This window comes from Chryseobacterium sp. ISL-6, from assembly GCF_018613715.1.
Lineage (GTDB): Bacteria > Bacteroidota > Bacteroidia > Flavobacteriales > Weeksellaceae > Chryseobacterium > Chryseobacterium paludis.
Map to the genome: position 1 here is coordinate 1 of NZ_JAGGPT010000015.1, position 20,223 is coordinate 20,223.

Genomic DNA, 20,223 nt, shown 5'->3' on the forward strand with positions numbered 1-20,223 from the left:
TTTTTCCACTTATAAAAGGTGTTCTTTTTTATACCGAAAAATTCATACGCTTCCTTATTTTTACCCCGTTCTTTTGCATATTTTAATACTTGAACTTTTTTTAGATAGTTTAAATAATCTGTTATTTCTTTTGTCTTTTCCATATTCGTAACACTATATTAGTTTTCTACTAAATTAGTCTACAAAGGGCTGACGTATTCACAGACAAAAAAATAGCTAATGTCCAAATGACCGCAGAGTGGGAAATAGCACTGGATAGAATTGAAAAAGGTGAACTCAATAAAACTCAATTCATCAACGACATCCAACAATATACAACTGAAATCACCAACGAACTCTTATCACTTCATATTCCCCAAGAAAATACTCCCCAACTAAAATGCCCCAAATGCCAACAACATAATCTTATTATCAAGGATAAAATTGTCAAATGCACAGATGAGCAGTGCAACTGGATTCTCTTCAGAATTATATGCGTAGTACAACTCAGTATTAAAGATTTTACTTTACTATTAACTCAAAACAAAACATCATTAATCAAAAACATGAAAAGTAAAAATGGTAAAAAATTTGATGCTTATTTAGCTTTAGATGATAAATTAAATTTGATTTTTAAATTTTGCTAAATAATTAAGGATGGGATATTGTCATTTTCTGCAATCAACTTTAAGCTAATTCCTTGCACAAACTTTTGTACTCTTGTAATGAATTTGCAAACTCTTGAGCGAATTCAAAATTACTTATTTGATATTCCTCATTAACACCATTGCTGGAAGAAAACCTTAGCCTTGCGTATTGAACAACAGGTATCTGATAATTGCTCTTGAATCTTTTGTCAGGAGTTCCGTTTTTATTGACTTTCGCCCATGTTTTTCTAATAACTTTTGAATCACGAGGAACACTGCTGGTTTCGGTAAAACTTACAGAAGAAAATGTAACATTAAGTTCATCAAACCCAATAATGGCAAAGCTCTGATCATTTTTATACATCAGTACAAATGTTGGGTAAAAATATAAATCTGCTCCGTTCACATTTTGAAAATATATTGCTTCATAGTTTGATGTGATGATGAGAAGTGATTTAAAACCAATTCGTGCATCCTTTCTGTTGACCAATGTGCTGGCGCTGGACCGGGCAGCCACACGATCCTGAAAGTGAGCTCCGGTAATATCCCATACTTTATGGGCTGTGGTTAGATTTTTAAAAGAATGCTGTAATTGTTCATACTTTCTCTTAGAAGGATCATCGAACTGTATGTCAATATTAACAGCCGAGTTATCAATTACAATCTGGGTTTCTTTAAGTGCTTCTTTTTGTGCATTAATATCCTCATTTATCTGTTGAACAATATTTTTGTTTACCAATCCGTATATAAAGATATAACTTGCAACTTTCTTGGTCTTCGTAAAGGTTAACGCTTTTTTTATCCTCTTCAGATCCGTTTTCAATTCCGCTTTTTGCTGTTGAGCCATGAGGATAGATTCTTTGATACCTGCCATATTTTGAGATGTGATCTCATGAATATCGGCACTAAAAATGTTATCTGATAAATCAGTGTAAAAAGGTTGTGGATCAGGATAAGATTGCGAAGGAGTCCTTGGTGATGAAGAACCTGAAAGCCTGTATGAATTTGAAAACCCCGAAAAATTGGTATTAAGTCTCGTGCCTGACGAACTCAAATTTACACTCATACCTTTAACCCCAATACTCGTTGAAATTCCTCTTTTGCTGAAATTCAAATGTACACCGGGTATTATTTTGATTCTCTTTCTGTATGACCAAGCCATGATATAGTTTTTAAGATGATTGTAGTCACAAATCTAAACTACTATAGACAGAAAAGTTTACGGAAAACCGTAATCATATCAAGAATTATTATTTCATTAAGTTTATTAACCAACCTCTCTTTCTCCCCACTTCCCGTCGTCGAAAACCTTGCCAACGGAATTCCATACTTTTCCAAGATTTCATTCTTTATATGATCTCTTTCGGCTTGTCTGCTTTCTAGTTTATGATACTCATACCCATCCACTTCATTCGCTAATACAGGGTTTTTCCCCAGTTTATTGTAGATCAGAAAATCAAGATGCGTGGCGTGATGCCTGGCGTATCGTTCTTCTTCAGCAGTTAATTTGGAAAAATCTACCAGTAAATTTCTTAATGGATGATGCAGATCTGATCTGTATATTCTGATGTCTCAGAATCTACTACATTGGGAAGCTGTTTTAAATCTCCTACAATGACGGCCTGTTTTGCGCAGGATAATGCGAGCACTCCCGTTGCAATATCCACTTGTGAAGACTCATCAACAATCACATAATCGTAGACTACACTATCTGCATTTTCTTATGCACAACAAAGTGGCAAATGTGATCTACCTGCAAATTACCAAGAACCAAAACCAGAAAAGAAACTACAATCAAGTTTGAAAAGAGTTAATGCTACTATCGAAGATCTTAGAAAACACATTGCAGTTGAAAATGATTGTGATGAGAAAGATGTTATTTTTCTTAGAATTTCAGAGCAGTTGGGTAACGGTATGTACTCTGTTTGCGTAAAAGGTAAAGAAATGAAATACAAGCGTATGGGAAGTGTATTTATGGGCGCAAAAGAAAATCCTTTTGATACAGCTTCTAAGTAAAATAATGTAATTATGGCAGTTCATAAAGTCAAACAATACAGATATTACTTTACAAAACCTTATAAACCAGTTTCTGAAAGTGAATATCTTCAATTAAAAAGATCATTACCCCCACTTCTTGAAAATCCATCTACTGCAATTTTGAAGAAATATTGGTGGTGTATATTGCTTATTCCTCCTTTTCCGATATTATTTATTTTAGCTCTTACTGGTTTAGTAGATGAAATCATTAGTTATGGTGATTATATAAAAGATAAGAACAGATTTATACAAAGATATTTCCATTTAATCCATACCTCAAATAATTACGTTGATTTTGTTGAGGGATATAAAAAACTATAGGTTATGAAAAACATATTTTCATCCTTTTTCAGTTCATTGGTAAGCCTCATTAGAGAAGCTGTCAAGACAGTCGTAGGGATTTACAGAATTTCAGAAAGCAGAGGTAAGAGACACCATCCCAAATATTATTAATAAATTCAAAATATATCATATACTATGAAAAACCACAAAATCCATTTAAAACAAAACGACAGTCAGTTTCCAACCGATAAAGAAATTCGGATAGCACTCCGAAAGTTAGGGTTAAAAGACGTTGCTTTTCTATATTAAAGACAGTTGAATTTGCCGAATTATCTGAAAAAGATTTAAAAACTGTCATCACGAGCAAACCTCAAAATCCTTTAGAAGAATTATTAAAAAGTCAGATACTGTCGGTTATTAAATCTTCCAAAACGGAATATTGACAGTTTGTTTGATACATGCCCCTTTAGACAAAATGACGACCGCCCTTTTAAATGAATTTTTGTTGAATAAACGAGATACATATTCTAACCTTGAATAATTTATCAAGGTTAGTTTTATTTTCATTATTTTTAATCTGCACTTATCATTTAAGTTAAATTTAAGTGCAGAGTTTATGTGAGATAGTCATAATTTAATATGATAGTTAATATTAAAAGTATTAGATTTAAAAATATTAATAGTTTTTCTTTGCTATAAATAACCAATTTCTATACACTTTGTATGAGAATGAATTTGAGTCATTTAAGTGTGATGTTTCTACAATTTCATCTGTAACTGTTTCATACCCATTTTCCTCAAAGAAAGTTTTAAATTCTTTTGCTGTAAGCATTTCAGATTCAGCAGAAAAAAAGTAATCTAATGGTCCAAAATGAATGAAATAACCATCTTTTATAATAATATTATTTATCTTTTCGAACCATAATTTCAATGCAATCACATCTGTGAAATAGATTGAAAATACTGCATCCATACACTCTTTTTGTATCGGAAGATCTAAAACATCCGAAACAAAGAATTCAACTTTATCCTGAATCTTAGTTTTAAGGTTATCCGATATTGAAGCTGTATGCTTTTGAGCTACATTTTCTAATGAATAAACATTTTTTTCTTGGGGAGTATAAAATTCAAAATTACCCTCTGATAATAATTTATTAATATGCCAAATCATTGAATATGATTTATCAGTTGCATATATTTTTGTAAATATATTTGAAAATTCTACAGCTAATCTACCTACGCCACATCCTAAAAATAAAGCATTTTCCATATCAGAAGGAAGTACATTTTGAATAGATTTGATAGTTTTCACAATTTGGTTCTCTCCATCTTCATAATAACACCAATCTCTTTGTAAATACACGTAATCTTTTAATGTCATATTAACTACATTATCTCTATTCGTGTTCACATTTAAAATATTATCAACTTCTACATGAGGTTTAACACTCGCAAGTAATTCTCTTATATTGTTGTAATTATGCAAATATGCCTGCACTAAAATATCAAAATATTCTTTTCTTTTTTCTTGATTAATATACTTATGTAGATTAAATTCATTATATCTATTATGATTCGATAGCAATAAATATGATTCTGCAATATAGTTTTCTAAATTTTCTATATAAATTTTAACTCCGTCAAGTTCGAAGTAATCCTTATTATATACCATTATGTTCTAATTTATTTAATCGCTAAAAAACCTTCAAAACAAACATATTTCATAATACTCATTACATCAACGAAGCCAGCTCTTTGTAAAAGATCAAGGTTTCCTTGTGTTGAAAACGGTTCCAAAACTCCTTTTAAGCTTCTAGTCTTATCTAAAATTTCCTCTTTTGTAAATCCTTGCTCAATTTTAAAATCTGTGTACAAGGCAGTAGTAATATCTTGGAATCTAGCATCAGCTCCTCTAACTTTTTCAAACAAAACAAAAGCTCCACCCCAATTTAAAGATTCGTATATTTTATCAAAAATTAGCTGCCTAACTCTAGGCTTAATGAATTGTATTGTATAATAAGAAATAATCAAATCTGATTTTTCTAATTCTATATTTAGAATATCATCACAAATTATTTCAATATTTTCATAGTCTTTTAGCTTATTATTAGCATAATTGACCATGTCATTTTCAACTTCAACTCCAACAAATTTTATTCTTTTATTAGGGTTATGATCCGCAATGTTTTTTAATAATGTTCCTGTACTACAACCAAGTTCATAACATACAGAATCATTTGATAAGAAAAAATCTGAAAGATTGGAGATTAGTGTATGCCCTTGCTCATATAAAGGAACTGAGGAAAGGATATGTTTGTCAAATTCTTGAACAATATCTCCAGAGAATTTCCAATTAGCATTTTTCATTTGTGTTCTATTTTTTTAAGTATTGTTTAGCAGTTATAAAGAGTTTACGCTCAAAAAACATGAATAATAAATATATTAAAAATAAGATATTACCATAAATAATATTACCTTTTAATAAATAGTAAGAGACGAATGCAAAAGTTATTCCTATACCAATATAAATAATACAAGTCTTAATCTCGTATGGTATTGGATAATATTTTTGTCCTAAAAAATAGGAAATTACCATCATTATAAAATATGAAGCAAATGTAGCCCATGCACTAGCCCAATAGCCGTAGGTAGGTATAAAAAAGTAATTTATAGTTATTGTAACAACTGCTCCTATGATTGAAATATATGCTCCAAATCTAGTTTTGTCAGAAAGTTTATACCAAATTGATAGATTTAGGTAAATGCCTAAAAATACCGCTGCTATCAAAACAATCGGAACTATAGGTAATCCAACATAATAGTCTGCATTTCGTATATATTGTTCAGAAATCCAGTTAAGATTTACACATAAGCCTAAAAATATAATACAGTTAACAATGATAAACCCTGTCATTAACTTGGAATATGTTTTTCCAGAATTTTCATTTTTAGCATGTGAAAAGAAAAAAGGCTCTACACCCAATAAATAGGCTTGTCTAAATAAAGTAATGAAAGTTACTAACTTACATACAGTACCATATATAGACATTTGAACAACATTTTCCCCATCTGGTAAAAGATATTTTAGAAACTGTCTATCCATTGTTTCGTTTATAATTCCAGATAAACCTGCAAGCATTATAGGCCAAGAATAGGATAGCAATTCTTTCCATAAACTAAAATCAAACTGAGAAAGGGTAACTTTTCTAAATTCGCTTGACAATAACAGTAAAGAAAGAATACTGGCTATTAGATTTGCCACAAAGACATATCCAATACCAAATTTGTGATTATATTCAAATCCAAGGATTCCATGAGGAAGTTTTGGGAGTATAACTAAAAACAAAATAACAAATAAAAAATTCACTACAGCATTAACTGTTTTAACCAAAGCATATTTCTTAGATTTCCCTTCTTTTCTAAGAATTACAAAAGGCATTGCACAGACTCCATCAATTCCAAGTATTAACAGCATTATTACAAGAAAATTAACTTGATCGGGTGTCTTAAAAGCATCTGCTAACCCTTGCCTAAAGAATAACGATACAATAATGAAAGTAAAAGATACAGCTACAACACTCAAAGAGGCTGTTGAAATTAATTTTTTAGGATTAATATCTTTTTGAGCAAAACGGAAAAAAGAAGTTTCCATTCCATGTGTCAATAAAACAATAATTATACCTGCTATAGAGTAGAAATCTACAAATGGAGCAATTGCACTGGGACCAAATCTTTGAGATATAAAAGGTGAAATTACGAATGGAAATAACTTAACAACTACAGTACTAAGTCCATAAGTTGCTGTTTGGTAGAATAACTTTTTTAACAATTTAGAAAGTTTTTATATCACAAAATAAAAGCCAATCACATTGATTGACTTTATACTTTTTTTGAAAAGAATTAAATTAATAATTTCTAATTGGACCTGTTCCTGGGCTATTGTTATAAGTATCAACAACATCTCCAACCCACTTTATAGCTTGATCTAACAAAGAATGGCATGCTCCTAAAACACCACCTGTTAATTTTTCTAATTCTTCATTGTTCACATTGTTAGAAGATTGAGATTTAAATTGATCTAAAGTCAATCTTGATTCATTTGTGTTTTTGTTGTCAGTTTTAAACTGCTCTAATATTAATTTACTCATTTGTATAATTTTAAAAATTTGTCTTACAAATATATAATAAAGTTTTAATCTGCCAAATCTTTTTGTAAAATTCTCATCTCTCTTTCATATACTTTGTCCATTATATGGGTATAGGCATCCTTCATATACTTTTCTTTGATGTAATAGTCTAATGCTTTACTAATTAATGATTTTGCTTGGTGTTTGTTATTTTGGCTTTTGCAGATTTGGGCTAAATAGTAATAAGGTTCCGCATAGTAATCATTATTCTCAATTTGTTTTTCAAAACATTCTTTAGCTTTATTATAATTACCTGTTTCACAATATAAAATACCTAAATGATAATAGTCAAATAACATTGGTGAATAATTTTTATTATCAAGTTGCTTTTCTATAATTTTTATAGCTTTCGCTTTATCTCCAATTCCTTTATAACATAAGGCTTTTACAATTTCTAAATTATAATTTCCGTTTTGAGATGAACCAACATTATCTTCGCCAACCAATTTTTCAAATTTTTCAATATCTTTTATAGCTAAATCATAATTTCTAAGAAATTGAAAGTAACACCAACCCCTATATCCTAAATTGGCTTTTGGGTTTATTTCTACAGCTTTATCTATTAAAGTTTTCCACATAATAAAATCACCTCTTTTCAAATATGGAACTGATTTCTCTCTATATGCATAATCAAAATCAGGACATAACTCAATTGCTTTGTCAAATGTTATCTGAGATTGTTTGTAACCTTGATAAGGTTCAGCTAAATTTACTAATTCACAAGCTTTTTTACAATTCTCATTGTCAAATGCTTTACAATTAACTTGTGCTTTCAACATAATATTTGTGAGTATTACTACTAAAGATAACTTATGGCAATATTTCTTTAACAATTCCATTTTCTACTTTAAAAGTTAAATACTGATAATAATCTACTTTTTGTCCTTTGTATTCATTTATGATCCATCCGTCCAATTCTTTGACAAATTTTAAAATTACGTTTATGAAATCTTCATTAAAAGAAAATTCCGTATAATTTTGATCCATTTGTTGAACTCTGAACAAACCTGTTTTTCCTTCACAGTTTACTAAAAATCTCACTGTTATATAGCCTGATTCAACTTTATAATTTTGATTTGTAGTATATTTTTCTTTCCAAATTTTCAACATTTCATATTTTTCACCTTTATACTGGAATCCTTTGGAGAAATTATAATACTGAAATGATTGGTTTGGGCTGCATATTTTGAAATTAGGATCATCAATTTTTGAATCAAATTGTATATCTCCTACATTATTCAGATATTTTTCCATTTTTTGGGCATTTATCATAAAAACAATTAAAAAACAAGAAAACCTAATAGCCTGTTCAATAATAAAACTCATACAAAATATAACTAATTGATTACGTTAAATTGTGACATCCTAACAACATAACCTTTTTCGCAAAAAGGTTGCTATACAAATATATAACAACCTTTCTTAATGTAGTAATCACTTCTTAAATTATTGAAAAAGTGGATTAGTACTCATGGGACCTTGGGTCGGCTGAAGCACAGGAGTACTAGGTTTAACCACTACAGTATGGCAGGCACCCAAAATACCTCCCGTCAATTTTGCCAATTCTTCTGTTTTTACAGTTTTGTCAGTCTCTTTCTTAAATTGGTCTAGGCTTAATCTACTCATGATTTTTTACTTTTAATTGTTAATGTATACAAACCTAATAAGTTATTTGAAGAAAAACAATTTGTAATTAATAAGTGTAAATATATTATAGGTAAGTGTTCTTGTTTTACAGATAAATGTTTCAAAATATTTAAAAGTATCATGGATTAGTTTGGTCGAATATTTCATAAGAAAATACATAAGGCTGATTTGATACATCAAAATAATTAACTAGTTCTTTTTTTCTATTATATAAATCATTATATCTATTAGAAAAAAAGTGGTACCATTCCTCACCTTTAGCTTTATATAGTGTAGGAATATTAAATTTCTCTACACCACCTTTAAATCTATTCATGTTACTTGAAAATCTTCCGAGTAGCTCTCTATGTTGCTTTCCACTAAAAACATTTCTATCAATACATATTTCCATACATTGATTAATATTTGATTGGGTAAACATGCCATGAAATCTACCATATAGTTCTCCATGATCGTTTTCATCTTTGGTTATTGTTGATAAATTGGTTTTAAATGGAACTGTAAATAATTCTATTTTTGAATCGTATGTTAGAGTGTTAAAGATCACGTGAGCTCCCTCATGCAATATGTGGTCAAGAAAAAAAACTTCATCATTCTCATCATGAGCATTAAGAAAAATCATATTATGAGCTTGTATTGCAGCAAAAGAATAAGGTTCGCCCTCATATATCATCACTTTTTTGACAGCTTTCTTTATTAAACTGAAGTAATCATAATTATTTTCTTTGATTACTTTTAGAGCTGTATTAAAATGACTAATATGCTTACTATATGTTTTGTCAATATTTGCATCTACAACTATATCAGAACTATTTTTGAATAAATTTTCAAAAAGAGGGTGTTGTGTTTTTACTAATTCAATCCCTTCATCTAAAAAGTGTAAAGGCTCATATCTAAAAAAAACTTCAACATTTTTTTCATCCTTAATAGAAAATATATTATTGTCTTTTTCTAAGTACAGTTTCTCAGCAGTCTTCTCAGTATGGAAATATCCAACTTTAGGAATATAAATTATTCCATTTTTATTTGAGAACACAACAATTTTATCCTTGGGATTTTTCTCAAACCCGTAAATTATAGGATCTAACCAAATATCATCTTGTTGTGTAACATAAGCATAAAGGAGTGGTTCTTCATAAATTGCATCATCTTGGAAATCAATCCTATCAAAAATATTTTCGTGCCTTTTATAAAGAAGGAGTTTTAAAGAATCAATAACACTTCCTTGGCAGCTATCAAAATCATTATAAAAATTCATCGTTATCGTTGTTTAAAATTTCGTACTAAAGTATAAACAAATCTTTGAAGCAAGTTAATATCTTCTGTAATAATTTCTGCCTGCCCTGTAAGATTATTAGGTGTTATTTTTTTATTATAGGTCGTAATTAAACCTTTATTTAATTCTACATTAACATAATAGACATTTTCATTGGTTACATTGGTTACTTTGCTAACTTTCCCTTCTATAACACCAAATTCTTCAAATGGATAGTTTAATAACTTAATGTTTACTTTTTGTCCTACCTTTACTTTTCCAGCTCTATCAATAGGCATTTTAGCTCTTGCAAAGTATTTTCCTATATTATTAGTTGGAATAATCGAAAATAAAGTTTGTTCTGTCTTTACGTATTGATCTTTTTGCCAAATATCAAAAAAATTAATTTTCCCATTCATCGGAGCCTGTATAAGATATTTAGTCTTCCAAGCTAAAATTTGTGCCTTTAATTCTTGAATGGCATTTTCTACATTAGTAGAAAGTTCTATTTTCTGATTTTCTTTTTGAAGATTTAAATCAACATTCTCTTTTTTTATAATACTTTTATCACTTTCCAAATTGGAGATACTAGAACTATAGCTCTTAAATCTATTTTCTGTTTGAAGTAATTCTATTTGGCTTCTCTCAAATTCATTTTTAGAAATAACACCTTGTTCAAAAAGCTCTTTATTTCTATTAAATTCTTTCCTTTTTACTTCGTATTCTTTATGAGCAATTTCTCTTTGGCTATTATATTCTCCTTGGGAATTATTTACCTTATTTATTCTGTCTTGATTAGAACTAATACCTACTAATTGAGGGTTAAAAGTGTTGAAATATTTATATTGGCTTAGCGCCTTTATAAGTTCATTATAAAATGATTGAATTTCCCCCAACTTTAAATTTGGTAAGGCTGAGATTGATTTTACATCTGAATAATTATTAACAATAGAATCTATTTTTTTCACATCTTTTGTTTTTGCAGGATTATCAATCACTGCAAGCCAAGCGTCTTTTTTTATATTATTTCCATCCACGATATTAAGCTCACTTATTTTTCCACTTGTTCTAGAAACTAAATAAACGGGAGGATTTTCAGACGTAACTTCTACCTGAGTAGAAACTACATCTGGATACTTTATCATCCAAGCTAGCAAAAATAAAATAGTAATAAAGACAAAAAACACGGAGTTTCCCCATGTTATGATCCAAGCTGGAGTTTTTTCTAATACTTCTTTAGAAAAATCGCTCTGCTCATCCAATAAATCAATTTTACTTTTCATCTTAGTTTGATAATTCTAGTTGATTTTTAACAAGCTCAAAATAAGCTCCCTTTATTTTTATAAGTTCAGTATGAGTTCCTTGCTCAATAATTGTACCCTTGCTTAAAACTACTATATTATCAGCATTTTTTACGGTACTTAAACGATGAGCAATAACAATAACTGTTTTACCTGCAAAAAATTGATTTAGATTTTCCATAATTATCTTTTCGTTATTGGCATCTAAAGCACTTGTTGCCTCATCAAAAAATAGATATTGTGGATTTTTATAAACAGCTCTGGCTATTAATGTCCTCTGCATTTGACCTCCGCTCAAAGTTATTCCACTCGTTCCTGCTGGTCCTATCCTTGTATTGTAACCAGTGGGAAAATTTTCAATCATTTCTTCAATATTAGCAACTCTTACAGCATTTAATAACCTAGACTTATCTAACATCAAATCAGATTGAGATTCTGTGATATTCCTTGCAATGGTATCAGTGAATATGTATCCATCTTGCATAACTACACCACATGCACCTCTCCATTCTCTGGTGTCTATATTTCCTAATTCTAAACCACCTATATTTATTCTTCCATCGGTTTGCTTGTATAATTTTAATAATAGTTTAAGTAAAGTTGTTTTACCACTTCCGCTTTCTCCAACGATAGCAGTGATTTTTCCCTGAGGAATTGTTAGATTAATATTATCTAAAATTATTTTAGAATTTCTTCCACCATATTGAAAAGATAAATTTTGAATATCAATAGTATGATTTTGGGGAAGTTCATGATTAACCTCCTGAACTTCATATTCATCTTGTATCTCTTTTACTTCATTCATTCTTGCAAGACTAATTTTAGCATCTTGAGCATCTCTGAAAAATTGTACTAAAGAAATAAGGGGATTATTTAATTGACCAATAATATATTGTACTGCTAACATCATCCCTAAGGTCATGTCTCCTTTAATTACCGAATAGGCAGCAGTAAATGATATTAATATATTCTTGATTTCATTAATAGAATTAGCTCCAATCATCTGCACTTGAGCCAATTTTAATGACTGAATTGATATTTTATACAATTTTATGCGCATTTCTTCCCAACCCCATCTTCTTCTTTTTTCAGAGCCATTAATTTTGATTTCTCTGATTCCACTAATTATTTGTAAAAGACTACTAGAGTTTCCTGAAGATTCATCAAATCTTTTGTAATCTAGTTCTGCTCTTTTTTTCATGAAAAATAAAATCCAAATAATATATAAAATTGCGCCTACTAAGAATATAGCAAAAATGGTAACGTTGTAATAAGCTAATATGCCCATAAATATCAGCATATTTACTATGGAAAATAATGTTGTCGGTGATGTTGTTAAAAATCGCTCTAACCTATCAGAATCCTGCAACCTTTGTAAAATGTCTCCTGGGATTTTTGAATCAAAATAAGATATTGGAAGTTTCATTAGCTTTATAAGAAATTCTGAGGCTATTGTTAGATTAATCCTTGAACCTACATATAAAAGCAACCAGTTTTGAACAAAACTAACAAAAGATTGAGAGAAAAATAATGTTAATTGTGCAATTAAAACCAATATAACGAAATTTATATCTCTGTAATTAATACCCTTATCTACAATAGATTGTGTTAAAAAGGGTAGGATTAACTGTATAATACTAATAATAGTTAAACCAACAATAATTTGTAGAGTATATTTTTTATATGGTTTAATGTAGGGTAATAAAGATGAAAAACCTTTTTTATCTTTTTTATCCTCTTCTATATCATGAAATTCAGAACTAGGTTCAAGTAAAATAACTAATCCTTCATCAGAATTATTAAGGTATCTTGTATTTTGCCAGCCCTCAATGAACTTTTCCTTTTCATATACAATAAGACCATAATCTGGATCAGCAACATAAATCTTTCCTTTTTCAATTTTATAAACTATAAGAAAGTGTCTCTGTCTCCAATGAACTATGCAGGGTAACGGAGCTTGCTTCTCTAAAGTTTCATAATTAATATTTGCAACAAGTGTTTTAAATCCTATTTTCTCGGCTGCATCTGTTATCCCCATGACAGAAACTCCTTCTGTAGTAATATTAGACAGGTCTCTTAAATATTCAGGAGAATATACTTTACCATAATATTTAGCCAACATTCTTAAACATGTTGGCCCGCAGTCAGTTCTATCAAATTGTTTATAAAAAGGGAACTTGTGTTTTTTTAAATTCATTAAAAAAAATTAATTTTACTACAAATATACAATAACATGGTGAAAATTGATGACATTTCCAAAATAGGGATAGGCACATATAGAATGAGCGCTAACGACTTAGAAAACAATAAAACTCTGCAATACGCAATTGACTCAGGTATAAATCTGATTGATACTGCTTCAAATTATAATTTTGGCACATCGGAGATCTTAATTGGTAATACCATAGATAAACAAATTAGAAACGCTGTTTTTATAGTTTCAAAAGCGGGATATATACAGGGGCAGGATATAGAAAAAGTAAAAAATAATAATCTAAAACATATTGAACTTAATGAAAATTTTCTTTTTTCCATTGATCCTGATTTTATTTCTTTTCAGTTGGAGAATTCCCTTACAAGATTAAATACTGATTATATAGATTGTTATTTACTTCACAATCCTGAATATTATTTTGAAAAAAATATCTCAAGAGAAGATTTAAAAAATATGTTATTCGATTCATTTTTATTATTGGAACAAAAGGTTAAAAAAGGAAAAATTAGATATTATGGTATTAGTTCAAATGTCTTCAATTCATTACCTCTAAAAGATATTTTAGATTCTTTAGGACAGTTTCCTCATTTTAAATTTTTACAATTTCCTTACAATATTGTTGAAAGAAACTTATTATTTCAGTTAGACAATGCAGCTACTGTAACCATCTCACAATTAAAAGAGAAAGGACTATATATATTGTCTAATAGACCTCTAAATACTACATATGAAAATAAAGTTTTAAGATTAATAGATTTCCCTAATGAAAATATGGATTTTATTTCAAATCAAGAGCAAGAATTATTTGATTTATTTAAATCAATTATTACCGAAAGATTATTATCTATGCAGGCAGATGCTACACTTGAAAACTATTATCCAATCAATTTTTTTATAGAAAATAGACTAAATATAGGAAACGAAGAGGCAATCAACAAAGCAATATACTCATATTTAGTACCTTTTTTGGATGCAGTTGAACTAAAAAATGAAAAAACTGTCAAATTATTGAATGATTTAAGAAATTATTGGATAGTATTCTCTAAAAATAACAATCAAGACAGGCTAAATAATCTTAAAGACAAACTTTATACTGAAGGAATATTGAGTAAAAGTGATAATCGTGATTTTTCATTAATATTAGCAGAGAATTATCTTAATTCAGGTGTGGATACCGTCTTAATGGGACTAACAAAAAATGAGTACATTGATAGCATTAAAAATATTTTATGAAAATACTCAACAGAGCATTATTCTTTTCTTTTTTAATTTGTTCGGCCATAATAATACTCTTATATATTAGTCTTACAAATGAAGTTGGGAATATTGCAATGAATAGTAAGACAGATAATCCCAATTTTCAAACAAAAGGAATAATAACTTATCAGTATTATCAGGCAAGTACAAAATATAAGGGTGAGAGAAAAACAATTAGGGAGGCACTTATAAATAAAGTGCCCAAATTAGCAACTAGAAAAAAAGGATGGATTGTCATAAGATTTATTGTTAACCATCAAGGATTAACAGATAGATTTAGATTTTTTTGCATTGATGAAAAATACAGAGATGCTAAATTGAGCAGTCAGGAAGAAGAAAACCTATTAAAACTTATTCGTCCATTACACAATTGGAAAATTGGAAAAGTTAACGGAGAAAAAGTTGATTCATATTATCAGATAACGTTTAAAGCTGAAAATGGAAAAGTCATCGATATATTTTAAAGTAAAAATCATAATAAAGTCATTGTTATTGGTTTTATTTACAGGAGTTATTATTTTGTTGACTTTCATTATTTTTTTTCTTAGTAAAGAGAAAAGATTCGTACTAGCAGAGGGTTTACAAGGAACTCAACTTTCGCAATTTATGTTTAAAGTTTTAATAAAACAATATCCTGATTTTTCAGATGCGTATCATGAGCAATCCGTTGCTTATAATAAAAGAGGACTTTATCATGACGGGCTTAAATTACTTGATAAAGCTGTTTTATTAAATCCTAAAAGACATTTAGGTTACAGGGGTTGGATGAAATTAGAAAAACTTAAAGATTATAAAGGGGCAATTATTGATTTAGAGAAGCTTGATGCTTTAACACCAAATATTATTGATGATGTGCAAGGTGAAAACATATATTATCTTCTTGCTATTTCATATCAAGGTTTAGGAAAGTACGAAAAATCTAAGGACTACTATGAAAAGTTTTTTAAAAGTTCTGACAGTAATACTTTATTTTTAAAGTCAATAACTTATGTGAATTATGGAATATTATTGGAAAAATTAAATTTTCCTCAAGAAGCCTTACAGCAGTATAATAACTCATTAAAGGGACATTTTAAGTTTTCGGAAACATACTTTCATAAGGCTGAATTATTTAGAAATTTAGGATTAAAAGATTTTGCTGACTCTAATTATAAAGAAGCCTTAAGGCAATATGATAAAGGCTCTAAACTAAAAGATGTTTATAATGAAGTTTTTAATGAATTATACAGACAAGATATTGTAAGTAAATTAGAGATAAATAAAGCTAAATTTGCAAAATAATGTTTGACAGTCAATTAATTGATTTCTTTTGAAGACATACAAGAAACTGTCCAGTATTTTGATGGACTGGGAAGACCTAAACAAGTTGTTAATATAAAAGCTTCTCCCACAGGAAAAGATGTAGTAACTCCTATCGAATATGATGGTTTTGGAAGGCAGGTAAAAGATTATTTACCAATTCCACAAGATCAGACATTAAACGGAACTATTGTTCCAACACCACTGGCTAATGCTACTCAACCAGCCATTTATGGTCAGGAGAAGATCTATGCTGAAAAGACACTTGAAAATTCACCATTGGATAGGGTATTGGAACAAAGACAGGTTGGAACAGCGTGGAATGACAAACCTATAAAATTTGGATATGCACAAATACCTCAACAGATGTCAGAAAGTATGTTACAACCACGACTTCTATAGGAGGCATAACTACTTCTGTGTTAAATGTATCTAATGATTCTAATTCTTTAAATGGATTTTACAAAGCCAATCAGCTTTATAAAAACTCTGTAAAAGATGAAGATGGTAATGAAACGATAGAATTTAAAAATGGACAAGGTCAGATTGTTTTAGTTAGAAAAGTAATTAGTGCTACCGAGAATGCCGATACTTATTATATCTACAATGAATATAACGAATTGGCTTTTGTAATTCCACCAAAAGCTTCTTTTGCCATTAAAGGTTTGGGTGTAGGATTACAGATTGCCGATACTACTTTAAACGATTTTTGTTACCAATACCGCTATGATGGTAAAAAGAGATTGGTGGAGAAAAAAATACCTGGAAAAGGGTTGGAATACATGGTCTATGACAAAGCGGATCGGCTTATTATGACACAAGATGCTGAGCTGCGCAAGATCAATAAATGGCTTGTAACAAAGTATGATCTATTGGGGCGTGTGGTTTATACTGGAATTTACATAGTACCTAATGAACTAGTTAAAAAACTACAATAAATTAGTGATAATATGACTGATTATCGAAGGGGTGTTAAAAAGTTGATTTTTATATTTGTATTAGAGATTTATTTATCAAGCGAATGAATACGAAATAATAGTTATTTACAACAAGTTTGAAAAGAAAGTAGGGATGGAAAATAGTTGATGTCAATTAATTCCGAATACCCTTTATGGATATTTTATACCTTGGGTTTCTATTAGTCATTCTTTGTTGGATAATACATTTGATGTCTAATTAGAAATGACAAATTAATTAAAAAATAACAAATAATTTAAAACACTTTAACCATGAAAAAATTGTATTTATTACCAATTGTTTTGATTGGTGCTTTATTCTATGGACAGGTGGGGATCAATAACGTTGATCCTAAATCCACTATGGATATACAAAGTAAAACAACGGATGGAAGTACTTCGGAGGGCTTTCTTCTTCCGCGTGTAACGGGAAATGCCCTGCATGCGGCGGAGGCTGCTACAGTATATGGCGCAGATCAGGATGCTACATTGACGTATGTGACCGATGCACCTGATCCTGCTAACCGTACAGGTCAGGTGGAAGGAATGGATGCTCCGGGGTTTTATTACTTCAATGCAGGGAGTAACCGTTGGGTAAAGATGTTAGCCAGCGGTACTAATACGGCTGAGGTAACTCAGCTAAGTTGTTCAGGTGCAACTAATATTGGAGTGCTGGAATCTGGTAAACCTGCTGCAGGGGTAAATACAGTAATCCCATATACGGGAGGTAACGGTGGTATTTATTCCGGAGAAAGTATTCTCTCCACTGGTGTAACCGGTCTTGTCGCTGTTCTGTCATCTGGTACACTTCATAATGGTAGTGGTGCGCTTAATTTTAGTATTGTTGGAACTCCTTCTGCTGCCGGTACTGCGGTCTTCACTATTAGCATGGCAGGAGAGACTTGTGGATTCACCCGTACTGTGGAACCTAGTGGATCCTTTCCTAACGTGGTTCCAGTCATCATTAATGGACAAACCCGTCAAATGATGACCCATAACCTGGGTGCTGATACCTCGCTTGATCCTAATGTTCCTGTACAGGCGATTATGGGAAATTATTACCAATGGGGAAAACTAAATCCGGTGGCTACGGCTTATACGAATGCTAATGCTATCTCAGGATGGAGTACTGCTGTTGCTGCTGATAAGTCCTGGAACTCCGGTACAGAGGCTGTTCCTATAAAGACGGTTAAGGATCCTTGTCCTGCTGGTTTCCGGGTTCCTACCTGGAATGAATGGTCAGAATTTATTCTTTCAAGTACTAATAGCAATATAGGGACATGGGCTGACGAAACAAATGGAGTAAACAATTTTAGTGCAGGTAAGGTATTTATGAATAATGGAAGTACTTTAATGTTGCCTACAGCAGGGAACCGTAACAAAGATAATGGAAAGCTGGAATATCGCGCCAACGAGACTCACTATTGGAGCAGTACGGAGTCAAATACAACCTCTCGCGCCCTCTACATCACTGTCGGCAGTGTTTCTCCTTCCGCAACCAACTTCCGCTCGCGCGCATATCCACTACGCTGTATTAATGAATAAATTTTAGCAATTAATTTTACATAAAGGTGACCTTAAATAAAGTGACTATTATTTTATTACTTCAGATCTGGAGTTGCTAACTTTGTTAGGACACAATTCTTATACTCTTTAACTTTAAGAGTATGAAAAAGATCAGAAAAAATTACAGTCTAGAGTTTAAGATCCAAGAAGTATCTTTAAGTGAACAACGGGGCAATATATCTTCGGTAGCTCAAGAATTGTGGATCTGCAAAGAAAGTTTAGTCAATTGGAGAAAGCTTCACAAAGAAGGTAAGCTTACAAAGGAAAAACAAATTTCCTCCGATCCTATAAGAGAAGAGCTACTGAGACTTCGAAAGGAACGTGAAGAAACAAAGCTTGAACGTGATATCTTAAAAAAGGCGGTAGGCATCTTCTTAGGGAGAGACGGGTAAGATATAAATTTATCAAAGAACACGCTGTTGTGTTTCCTGTCGGGAAGATGTGCGAAGTATTAAAGGTAAGCAGGAGCAGTTTTTATCATTGGAAGAAAAGAAAACCGAGTAAGCAATCAGAAAGAAGAGCCATTTTATCTGCGGAGATCTTCAGTATCTATCATTGGAGCCCTGGCAGATATGGGAGCCCTGGGATTGTCAGGGAACTGGAATCAAAGGGATAAGAGCTTCTCGCCCTTTTGTAGCAAAGCTGATGAGAGAAAGAGGCTTGAGAAGTATTGTAAAGAAGAAGTTTAAGAAAACCACCAACTCTTCTCATCGATACCCTAGTTGTAGAGAATTATCTGAATCAGAATTTTCAGGTTAAAAGCAGTAAAGAGGTCTGGGTGTCTGATATTACCTATATCCGAACAGGTCAGGGCTGGTTGTATCTCACAACGGTCATTGATTTGTTTGACAGAAAGGTTATCGGATGGTCATTAAGTGAGACGATGAAGGCTCAGGACACCAGTATTGCTGCCTTGAAAATGGCACGGCTTCACCGTCCTTTACAGGATCATGATAGTTTAATTTTCCATTCGGACAGAGGGATGCAATATGCCTGCACAGAATTTACGTCAATAGTCGGAAAAAACATTATCCGAAGTATGAGCGGAAAAGGAAATTGTTATGATAATGCTGTAGCGGAGAGTTTTTTCAAGACCCTGAAAACCGAACTTGTCTATCAAAATAAATATGAAACTAGAGGCCATGCCAAAAACTCTGTGTTTGAATATATAGAAACATTTTACAACACCCAGAGAAGGCATTGGCTTCGCCGAATCTTCGATTTCAGCTTTAGGAAATTTAACCATAAGAGAGTATCAAAATTTAATGTCTAATCCATCTAAAAATGTAGCATAAAGAGTATATAAATTTTGTCTCAAAAATAATTGCAAGTTCATCTATCGGGTGTTAGTGATAATACTACATGTAGTTAGTGATAATACGATAGTTTTTCATTTGAGTATTCAATGATATAATTTTATGTTTGTTATAAATGTTTTTCATCTATTTGAATTCCTGTAAAAAGCATACTTGTAATAAGTGTTTGTTGCAGAGATAACTGAGATTTGGTTTGAAGCCATATTTGAAAAATTGACTAGTGCTGGAAATAGTATTTTGTTCTTGACTATTATCTGGATGTATGTCTTCAAAATAAAA

General features: G+C 30.8%; 25 protein-coding genes. 12 read left to right on the forward strand and 13 right to left on the reverse strand.

The features are described from left to right. Positions 1–227: 227 nt before the first annotated feature. Entirely contained in the window at positions 228–626 is a 399-nt protein-coding gene (locus tag J7E44_RS22905; RefSeq protein WP_251040664.1) for a topoisomerase C-terminal repeat-containing protein, read from the forward strand. 40 nt (positions 627–666) lie between these two features. Here J7E44_RS22905 and J7E44_RS22910 read toward each other — a convergent pair whose 3' ends face one another. Genes J7E44_RS22910 through J7E44_RS22920 form a run of 3 tightly spaced genes read right to left on the reverse strand, consistent with a single transcriptional unit; the run spans position 667 to position 2,317 of the window. Further along, on the reverse strand, positions 667–1,788 hold the full coding sequence (locus J7E44_RS22910; protein ID WP_214834340.1) for a DUF4236 domain-containing protein: 1,122 nt from the start codon (positions 1,786–1,788) through the stop codon (positions 667–669). A 41-nt stretch (positions 1,789–1,829) separates the two neighbouring features. Then, complete coding sequence (locus tag J7E44_RS24340; protein ID WP_214834400.1) at positions 1,830–2,195, reverse strand: DUF2726 domain-containing protein; 366 nt, start codon at positions 2,193–2,195, stop codon at positions 1,830–1,832. Continuing rightward, complete coding sequence (locus J7E44_RS22920) at positions 2,159–2,317, reverse strand: AAA domain-containing protein (RefSeq protein ID WP_214834343.1); 159 nt, start codon at positions 2,315–2,317, stop codon at positions 2,159–2,161. The genes J7E44_RS24340 and J7E44_RS22920 overlap by 37 nt, the downstream gene beginning before the upstream one ends. 109 nt (positions 2,318–2,426) lie before the next feature. Here J7E44_RS22920 and J7E44_RS22925 point away from each other — a divergent pair, with 109 nt between their 5' ends. The 3 genes from J7E44_RS22925 to J7E44_RS24160 are packed head-to-tail and all read left to right on the forward strand — an operon-like array spanning position 2,427 to position 3,116. Further along, a complete protein-coding gene (locus J7E44_RS22925; protein WP_214834346.1) occupies positions 2,427–2,642 on the forward strand; it encodes a hypothetical protein in 216 nt (71 codons plus the stop codon). A gap of 12 nt (positions 2,643–2,654) precedes the next feature. Further along, positions 2,655–2,984, forward strand: a complete 330-nt coding sequence (locus J7E44_RS22930; RefSeq protein WP_214834349.1) for a hypothetical protein — start codon at positions 2,655–2,657, stop codon at positions 2,982–2,984. Between the two features lie 3 nt (positions 2,985–2,987). Next, on the forward strand, positions 2,988–3,116 hold the full coding sequence (locus J7E44_RS24160) for a hypothetical protein (protein ID WP_285439802.1): 129 nt from the start codon (positions 2,988–2,990) through the stop codon (positions 3,114–3,116). Positions 3,117–3,621: 505 nt separating this feature from the next. On the opposite strand, the gene J7E44_RS22935 is transcribed toward J7E44_RS24160, so the two are convergent. The 10 genes from J7E44_RS22935 to J7E44_RS22980 all read right to left on the reverse strand — a co-directional run bounded on the left by J7E44_RS22935 (position 3,622) and on the right by J7E44_RS22980 (position 13,532). After that, entirely contained in the window at positions 3,622–4,617 is a 996-nt protein-coding gene (locus J7E44_RS22935; RefSeq protein ID WP_214834352.1) for a class I SAM-dependent methyltransferase, read from the reverse strand. A gap of 11 nt (positions 4,618–4,628) precedes the next feature. Continuing rightward, positions 4,629–5,312 carry a methyltransferase domain-containing protein gene (locus J7E44_RS22940; protein ID WP_214834355.1) on the reverse strand — a complete coding sequence of 228 codons (684 nt, stop codon included), beginning with the start codon at positions 5,310–5,312 and terminating at the stop codon, positions 4,629–4,631. Positions 5,313–5,319: 7 nt separating this feature from the next. After that, positions 5,320–6,774 (reverse strand): lipopolysaccharide biosynthesis protein, encoded by a 1,455-nt coding sequence (locus J7E44_RS22945; protein WP_214834358.1) that lies wholly within the window; start codon positions 6,772–6,774, stop codon positions 5,320–5,322. A gap of 76 nt (positions 6,775–6,850) precedes the next feature. Next, on the reverse strand, positions 6,851–7,093 hold the full coding sequence (locus J7E44_RS22950) for a hypothetical protein (protein WP_214834360.1): 243 nt from the start codon (positions 7,091–7,093) through the stop codon (positions 6,851–6,853). 44 nt (positions 7,094–7,137) lie between these two features. Continuing rightward, positions 7,138–7,911, reverse strand: a complete 774-nt coding sequence (locus tag J7E44_RS22955) for a tetratricopeptide repeat protein (protein ID WP_251040665.1) — start codon at positions 7,909–7,911, stop codon at positions 7,138–7,140. 31 nt (positions 7,912–7,942) lie between these two features. Beyond that, positions 7,943–8,386: a hypothetical protein gene (locus J7E44_RS22960; RefSeq protein WP_214834366.1), complete on the reverse strand. Its 444-nt coding sequence runs from the start codon at positions 8,384–8,386 to the stop codon at positions 7,943–7,945. A gap of 192 nt (positions 8,387–8,578) precedes the next feature. Then, positions 8,579–8,758 carry a hypothetical protein gene (locus tag J7E44_RS22965; RefSeq protein WP_214834369.1) on the reverse strand — a complete coding sequence of 60 codons (180 nt, stop codon included), beginning with the start codon at positions 8,756–8,758 and terminating at the stop codon, positions 8,579–8,581. Positions 8,759–8,897: 139 nt separating this feature from the next. Next, a complete protein-coding gene (locus tag J7E44_RS22970) occupies positions 8,898–10,037 on the reverse strand; it encodes a hypothetical protein (RefSeq protein ID WP_214834372.1) in 1,140 nt (379 codons plus the stop codon). A 2-nt stretch (positions 10,038–10,039) separates the two neighbouring features. Further along, on the reverse strand, positions 10,040–11,317 hold the full coding sequence (locus J7E44_RS22975) for an HlyD family secretion protein (protein ID WP_214834375.1): 1,278 nt from the start codon (positions 11,315–11,317) through the stop codon (positions 10,040–10,042). Position 11,318: 1 nt separating this feature from the next. Beyond that, the gene (locus tag J7E44_RS22980) at positions 11,319–13,532 is read right to left on the reverse strand and encodes a peptidase domain-containing ABC transporter (RefSeq protein ID WP_214834378.1); all 2,214 of its coding nucleotides are present in this window, start codon (positions 13,530–13,532) and stop codon (positions 11,319–11,321) included. 36 nt (positions 13,533–13,568) lie between these two features. Between J7E44_RS22980 and J7E44_RS22985 the strand changes: the two genes are divergently transcribed. The 8 genes from J7E44_RS22985 to J7E44_RS23020 all read left to right on the forward strand — a co-directional run bounded on the left by J7E44_RS22985 (position 13,569) and on the right by J7E44_RS23020 (position 19,901). After that, a complete protein-coding gene (locus J7E44_RS22985) occupies positions 13,569–14,783 on the forward strand; it encodes an aldo/keto reductase (protein WP_214834381.1) in 1,215 nt (404 codons plus the stop codon). Then, positions 14,780–15,271 (forward strand): hypothetical protein, encoded by a 492-nt coding sequence (locus tag J7E44_RS22990; RefSeq protein ID WP_214834383.1) that lies wholly within the window; start codon positions 14,780–14,782, stop codon positions 15,269–15,271. The genes J7E44_RS22985 and J7E44_RS22990 overlap by 4 nt, the downstream gene beginning before the upstream one ends. Then, entirely contained in the window at positions 15,246–16,088 is an 843-nt protein-coding gene (locus J7E44_RS22995; RefSeq protein WP_214834386.1) for a tetratricopeptide repeat protein, read from the forward strand. Before J7E44_RS22990 ends, J7E44_RS22995 begins: the two co-directional genes overlap by 26 nt. A gap of 18 nt (positions 16,089–16,106) precedes the next feature. Further along, the gene (locus tag J7E44_RS23000) at positions 16,107–16,508 is read left to right on the forward strand and encodes a DUF6443 domain-containing protein (protein WP_214834389.1); all 402 of its coding nucleotides are present in this window, start codon (positions 16,107–16,109) and stop codon (positions 16,506–16,508) included. 17 nt (positions 16,509–16,525) lie between these two features. Further along, complete coding sequence (locus J7E44_RS23005; protein ID WP_214834392.1) at positions 16,526–17,044, forward strand: hypothetical protein; 519 nt, start codon at positions 16,526–16,528, stop codon at positions 17,042–17,044. 291 nt (positions 17,045–17,335) lie between these two features. After that, a complete protein-coding gene (locus J7E44_RS23010) occupies positions 17,336–18,607 on the forward strand; it encodes an FISUMP domain-containing protein (protein WP_214834394.1) in 1,272 nt (423 codons plus the stop codon). Between the two features lie 122 nt (positions 18,608–18,729). Further along, on the forward strand, positions 18,730–19,020 hold the full coding sequence (locus J7E44_RS23015) for a transposase (protein ID WP_214834397.1): 291 nt from the start codon (positions 18,730–18,732) through the stop codon (positions 19,018–19,020). A 317-nt stretch (positions 19,021–19,337) separates the two neighbouring features. Next, on the forward strand, positions 19,338–19,901 hold the full coding sequence (locus J7E44_RS23020) for an IS3 family transposase (RefSeq protein ID WP_214834403.1): 564 nt from the start codon (positions 19,338–19,340) through the stop codon (positions 19,899–19,901). Positions 19,902–20,223: the final 322 nt, after the last annotated feature.